Raw genomic sequence first — 3,234 nt, 5'->3', positions numbered from 1 at the left:
CGCCGCCAGCAGGAGCAGCACCTGTCCTGGCAGGCCACCCATGACAGCCTGACCGGGCTGCTCAACCGGCGGGCCTTTTCCGCAGAGCTGGTGAAGTGGCTTGCCCAGGCCTCAGCCCTGGAGGTACCGACGGTTCTGATGCTGATTGACCTGGACCACTTCAAGCCGATCAATGATCAGGGGGGCCACCTGCTGGGGGACGAGCTATTGCGGCAGCTTGCGGACATTCTTCGCCAGGCGGTTCGCCTGACCGATTCCGTGGCCCGCTTTGGCGGGGACGAATTTGCCATTCTGCTGCCGGCCTGCGGTCTTGAACGGGGTGCCATGCTGGCCGACCAGGTGCGGGCCGGTATCGAGCAGCTTCAGCTGGAGCAGGAAGGGCGCCGCTTCGGGGTCACCGCCAGCATCGGGCTCACGGACCTCAGCGCCGGGGACAGCAGTCCCCGGGAGGCACTGACCCGGGCGGACGAGGGTGCCTATGCTGCCAAGGCCCGTGGCCGGAATCAGGTGGTGGCCGTGCCGTCCACTGAAGAGTAAGAGGGCGATGGTCCGTCGTTGACCGGCGTTCAGTGGTGGTCGGCAATATCCCCTTCGCTGTAGAGAAACTCCTTGAGAAATCCCGCGAAGTCATCGTTGTTGCGGCGCAGCCATTCGATCACCATGGCGGCATGTTCCATCTCTTCCCGCATATTGTGCAAAAGGATGGCTTTCAGGGATTCATCATCACAGTCATCCGCCCGCTGCTGATACCAGTCAACCGCCTCCAGTTCTTCCATCAGTGATACGATGGCATGGTGCATGTGCAGGGTTTTCTTTGAAAGTTTCTCGCGTGGGGCGTGCAGGTTATCGCTGGCCATGGGGCCTCCTGTGGCGGTTGGATTGATCCTGGATCGTTGTGCTTTAGGTTATTCCTGATAGTAACAAGCATAGTCGGGACTGCCGACCTCTGGCCAGCCCGCCCGGTCGCCCGGGCTCATAATGTCCATTGCAGCCAGGCAAGCCAGAGCAGGCGCAGGGCGAGCAGGGTCAACAGCAGGTTGAAGACGCGCCGGAAGGTCTCGTTGCCCAGCCGCCCCAGTACACGCAGTCCCAGCCAGGTACCCAGAAAGCCCATGCCGATCATGGCGGCCAGGAACCAGAACCAGTCCCGGAAGACGAAACCCGCCAGGCCGAATACCAGGGCCTTGGGCAGGTGTTGCAGGGTCATGGCAGTGGCAAAGGTAGCCACGGTGGTGAACCGGTCAGTGTGGATCTGCTTGATAAAGGCGGCCACCAGGGGGCCGGTGGCCCCCACGAACAAGGAGATAAAGCTGGTTATTGTCGAGGCCAGGAATACGCCGGCCCGCCCCATGGCCAGCGGTGGCAACTTCGGCCCCCAGCAGAGGTAGAGCACAAACACGGCAATGGTCACCTGCCATGCCCAGGCCGGCAGTCGTACCAGCAAAAGGCTGCCAGCCACGGCCCCGAGAATGACGCCAGGCACAAAGGCGGCAATCACCCGCCAGTCAATGTGGCGCCAGGTCATGGCCATACGTCCGGCATTGGAGCCCATCTGAATCATGCCATGGACCGGTATGATAGCGGCCGGCGGCACCCACATGGCCATCAGTGCCAGCAGCATCACTCCGCCACCGGCGCCGACGGCGGCGGTGATCAGCGAAGTCAGGGTCGAGCAGGCCAGCAGTATCAGGGCAATTTCCGGGACGAGGCCCGGAGGCAGGAGTGACAGCAAGACATTCTCCACAACGTAATGGAACGAAAACTGGCTTCCCGTCCGGGGCGTTAGGGCGCCTTACAGAAAGGCGTCTGGGCCAGTGCCGGTTGTTCGCACAGGGCCCGGGTCGCCAGTTCAACATCGGCCACATAATACAATGACGCCAGCCCCAGTCGATCCCGGCCCAGGTTGTGGAACACCATGCCAAAGGCGATATCGCCTGCACTGAAACGTTCGTGGTGCTCGGCAAAGTACTCGGCCGGCCCATCCAGCTCCTCGTCACTCATTAGTCGTTCAATGCGGGCCGCACCGCCATGATAGGCCTGGATCAGCAACAGGGTGAAAAGTCGCTGGCGCTTGGCTTCCGGCATTTGCGGAAAGTGTTCCTTGATAAGCGGTTCCAGGATGCGGGCGTTGCGATTCACGAGCTTCATGGCGCAGTCGAGTTGGGCCAGCCGGTGCCAGTGGTTGCGCTCTGCCACACCACAGTCCCCGAGCACCCCTGGCATCAGCTGCATGATCCCCCGGGCACCAGCTGCTGAATGAGCCCGGGTTTGACCGCCACTCTCGATCAGCAGCATGCCGGCCAGGTACCGGGGCAGTTCCAGGGGCAGTGACAGTCGTTGTTGCTCGCTACGGGTGTCGTATACGTGCAGCAGTGCTTCATGGAGGGTGCCCGGAGCTGCTTCGGTGGCAAAGTCCAGGTCGTCCCAGCGGCCCCAGAGCCGATCAGAGGCGGTCTCACCCAGATAGCGACCCACCGCTTCGCCCAGTCGGGCGTGGGGCTGGTCGCAGGCCAGGGCGAACGGGTAACCCCGGGTGCTGGCGTCGCCGGGTGTCCATCCCGTGGCACGACCTTCGGCAGCGAGCTTCTGGCGCAGGGTGTTCAGGCGCTGCTGGGTGGCTTCACTGGTGTCCGCATCGCTGACATACCCCAGAAATGCGCCCCGGTGGTCGAATAACAGATGTCGTTCCGCGGTCGAGCAGTAGCCGGACTCGCTTAGCACCCAGCGGCGGATGTCGAGTATGTTGTTGTAGACTCCCTGGCTGCTCCAGTAGGGGGCGCTGCGGATGATAGCCTGCCAGTCTTCCACCGGCGCCGGTGCGTCACTGCTGGCCATCGCTGGCAGGGCGCAGAGCAGCAGTAGCAGCCTCGTCAGAATCTGGTTTCGGATGGCCCGGACAAACATGTGGCTCCTGTACATCAGTGGCGGGTGGTCAGGATGGTGAACCGGGTGTCGCATCAGTCGGCGTGTTGGTCCGGTGCTGCTAAACTCGGATCTATACTCAGGCGTATGCTCTGCTACCTATACCGCAACACCCGCCGGAATCAAAACAACAACGGATTAACACCATGAAAGTTTCAGACTACCTGCAATACGACGCCACCGGCCTGGCCGACCTGATGCGCCGGGGTGAAGTGGCGGCTTCCGAGGTCACGGAAGCGGCGATCGCCCGGGCCGAGGCTGTGAACCCCACCCTGAATGCCATCTGCCTGCCCCAGTACCAGGAGGCCCGGA

At 62.5% G+C, this 3,234-nt stretch carries 4 protein-coding genes; 1 reads left to right on the top strand and 3 read right to left on the bottom strand.

Going from position 1 to position 3,234, the window contains the following annotated elements; all coding sequences use genetic code 11:
• Positions 1 to 537, top strand: a 537-nt coding sequence (locus ACESMZ_RS10455) for a GGDEF domain-containing protein (RefSeq protein ID WP_372972586.1), incomplete at its 5' end; no start/stop codon positions are given.
• Positions 538 to 566: 29 nt separating this feature from the next.
• On the opposite strand, the gene ACESMZ_RS10450 is transcribed toward ACESMZ_RS10455, so the two are convergent.
• The 3 genes from ACESMZ_RS10450 to ACESMZ_RS10440 all read right to left on the bottom strand — a co-directional run bounded on the left by ACESMZ_RS10450 (position 567) and on the right by ACESMZ_RS10440 (position 2,904).
• On the bottom strand, positions 567 to 857 hold the full coding sequence (locus ACESMZ_RS10450) for a ferritin-like domain-containing protein (RefSeq protein WP_091851689.1): 291 nt from the start codon (positions 855 to 857) through the stop codon (positions 567 to 569).
• Positions 858 to 973: 116 nt separating this feature from the next.
• Positions 974 to 1,732 (bottom strand): sulfite exporter TauE/SafE family protein, encoded by a 759-nt coding sequence (locus tag ACESMZ_RS10445; protein WP_372972585.1) that lies wholly within the window; start codon positions 1,730 to 1,732, stop codon positions 974 to 976.
• Between the two features lie 50 nt (positions 1,733 to 1,782).
• Positions 1,783 to 2,904 (bottom strand): transglycosylase SLT domain-containing protein, encoded by a 1,122-nt coding sequence (locus tag ACESMZ_RS10440; protein ID WP_372972584.1) that lies wholly within the window; start codon positions 2,902 to 2,904, stop codon positions 1,783 to 1,785.
• Between the last annotated feature and the right edge of the window lie 330 nt (positions 2,905 to 3,234).

The sequence above is a fragment of the Marinobacter sp. genome (assembly GCF_041690615.1).
GTDB lineage: Bacteria > Pseudomonadota > Gammaproteobacteria > Pseudomonadales > Oleiphilaceae > Marinobacter.
Note: the sequence above shows the minus strand (reverse complement) of the source record. Positions and strands in the feature narration are given on the sequence as shown.

Excerpts from the sequence above, each read along its gene's own strand:
- ACESMZ_RS10450 (WP_091851689.1), bottom strand. The coding sequence starts at position 857 with ATGGCCAGCGATAACCTGCACGCCCCACGCGAGAAACTTTCAAAGAAA.
- ACESMZ_RS10440 (WP_372972584.1), bottom strand. The coding sequence starts at position 2,904 with ATGTTTGTCCGGGCCATCCGAAACCAGATTCTGACGAGGCTGCTACTG.